Source organism: Agrobacterium sp. 22094 (assembly GCF_052046015.1).
Lineage (GTDB): Bacteria > Pseudomonadota > Alphaproteobacteria > Rhizobiales > Rhizobiaceae > Agrobacterium > Agrobacterium cavarae.
Map to the genome: position 1 here is coordinate 1 of NZ_JBQEPX010000012.1, position 2,336 is coordinate 2,336.

The window sequence follows — 2,336 nt, forward strand, 5'->3', positions numbered from 1 at the left end:
TGGGGGATGTGATGTGTCGAACAGCGGTTCTTTGCTCATCCGTGAGACCCGAACCGCCGAGCATCGCATCCTGCCGGCGGAGCGCCTGATCAATCTTGTTTGCGCTGACGCGATGATTGTTTCGCTCCGCCATGCGCAGGCTGCTTGCTGCCATCGCGTGCTCGACCGTGATCATTTCCCGCGTCGAGTATTTTGCCAGTTTGCCGTTCTGCTCCGGCAAAAGCTCGAAGAGCTGAGGTGAGGCCATGACAGCGGCAAAGGCGCGCTGGAAACCGTCATTGTCGTTGATATAGCGATGAATTGTGCGGGCGATGTCATGACGGTCGAAGACGCTTCTCTCGTCGGTCAGAATGCGCAGAACCTCTTCCGGCTTTCTGCGGATGAGATCAGCGTTTTTCTTCGCTGCTTTCTCTTCGAGACGAGTCCTGGATACGTCGAGCCCACGCCGCTCCATCTGGCTGGCATGCACCCCCATATGCTCGGTTGGTGAAAGTTCCAGGCCACGATCAAGATGCGATCGATGATCGACACGGATATCGAGACCAGCCTCCAGCAGATGGCGATTTGCGTGATCGGCAAAGGCTTTGCGGATATCGCGCATCTGCATGTGCGAGGTGGGCAGACCGTTTGCCAGCAACCATCTGTTCTCGCGCTCGATCATGGTCTTCTCGCCAAGACCGTCTGGTGTCACCTCGCGCGTCGTCATCATCACATGGGCATGGACATTGCGGATGTCGCTCTTGCCTTGCGGAACATGAATGGCGAAGTCGACGGCAGCACCGTAGCGGTCTGCCAGATCCTGGGCAAAGGCACGGGCGAGCGACAGGCGGGCGTCTGCACTCAGTTCATGCGGAAGAGCGATCTCGAACTCACGGGCAACGCGGCTATCTCTTCGGCGCTCTGCCGCTTCTGCGGCATTCCAAAGTGCAGAGCGATCCAACGCCCAGTCTGCATCGACATCGTCGGGTAGAACGATCTCGGAATGAACCACACCCTTCTTGGCGTTAAAGTCATGGGTGAGGCCATCGCGTTCGTTCGTCAGCAGGCTTGCCGTCCGGTAGGCAATGGCCGCCACGGCACTTCGGCCTCCCGATCGGCTGACCGGCTTTGCGCTGCAATGATAGATCGCCATCATTCCCCCGCGATAGACAGATCCGACAGGCAGACAGTCTCCAACTGTCCGTTGTTCACTGGCCAAAGGGCGCAAACCACGCGCCAAAATTTGCGCAACTCGTAAGTGCGCCCTTGTGCCTTAACCGGGGGTAGCTGTGGAGAGGTCAGTATTCAACTAGCACAAATGCCAGTGGCCAATTCGAAAGGGGTTTCCTTGAATGCCGTGCTTTGACCCACAAACAACAGGGAGAGCAGGCATGCGCAAACCCATTGAACAGCGGATCAGGGAGCTGGAAGAGCAGAAGAAGGCGCTGCAATCGCGGCTGGAGAAGCAGCAGCGGGCAGAGACGACACGGCGCAGGATGCTGCTCGGATCGTTTGTTCTGGAACGGCTGGAGCAGGAGGGAGATTCCGCACATCGACAGGGAGCGATGGACGCCAAGCAGTTGCGACAATGGCTGGCTCGCGAGTTCCCGGCCTACCTGAGCCGCGATGCTGACCGGCTCTTGTTCGTCGACCTGTTATGGCCACAGAGTGAGACCAATTCGTCCGCGCCACAATCGCCTAGCACTGGACTGGATGGCGCCATCGATGAGGCTGCACTGACGCTCCTGGATGGCGCGCAACGATCTCCCAGCGAGGACGGAGGCACCGTGCAGCCATGACGGTCTGGGGCTTTGTGAAGGCGGTCGTGACGGCGCCTTTCCTGGGAGCCATTTGTGCGGCGATCGGCTGGGTGAATGCAGGCACGATCATCTTCCTCGACTTTGTGGTGCATTGGGCCTTGGGCGCGGAGCAGGGACTAATCAGTCAGGTCCTGCTGGTCGTGGCAAAGCACCTGCCGCTTGTCTTCGGAGTGTTCGGCTTCATGGGAGCATTCGTCTCAGAGGTGCCGGTGCAATCCGTGTTCGGCACGGCACGCTGGGCCAGTGCAAAAGACATCGCATCGATGGCGGGGAAGCATCGTGCCGGTCTCATCATTGGACGCGACCCTCAGAAGAAGGCTTTGCTGCGCTATGACGGTCCATCGCATCTGATGACGATGGCGCCGACCCGAACCGGCAAGGGCGTTGGTACGATCATTCCAAACCTGCTGACTGCGCAGCGCTCGGTCATCTGCATCGATCCAAAAGGCGAGAATGCCAGGATCACGGCGCGAGCAAGGGAGGGCTTTGGAGCACTGCATGTACTCGATCCGTTCGGGGTGACAGATCGGCCATCCT

At 59.1% G+C, this 2,336-nt stretch carries 3 protein-coding genes; 2 read left to right on the plus strand and 1 reads right to left on the minus strand.

The window, feature by feature from the left end:
- A partial coding sequence (gene mobQ / locus ACTJK5_RS22920) for a MobQ family relaxase (RefSeq protein WP_440613307.1) occupies nucleotides 1-1,132 on the minus strand: 1,132 nt, incomplete at its 3' end.
- Nucleotides 1,133-1,370: 238 nt separating this feature from the next.
- Here mobQ and ACTJK5_RS22925 point away from each other — a divergent pair.
- Both ACTJK5_RS22925 and ACTJK5_RS22930 read left to right on the plus strand, forming a co-directional pair.
- The gene (locus tag ACTJK5_RS22925; protein ID WP_440599137.1) at nucleotides 1,371-1,778 is read left to right on the plus strand and encodes a mobilization protein; all 408 of its coding nucleotides are present in this window, start codon (nucleotides 1,371-1,373) and stop codon (nucleotides 1,776-1,778) included.
- Nucleotides 1,775-2,336, plus strand: a 562-nt coding sequence (locus ACTJK5_RS22930; protein WP_440613308.1) for a type IV secretory system conjugative DNA transfer family protein, incomplete at its 3' end; no start/stop codon positions are given. The genes ACTJK5_RS22925 and ACTJK5_RS22930, both read left to right, overlap by 4 nt.

Coding starts and splice junctions, on each gene's coding strand:
- ACTJK5_RS22925 (WP_440599137.1), top strand. CDS start 1,371: ATGCGCAAACCCATTGAACAGCGGATCAGGGAGCTGGAAGAGCAGAAG.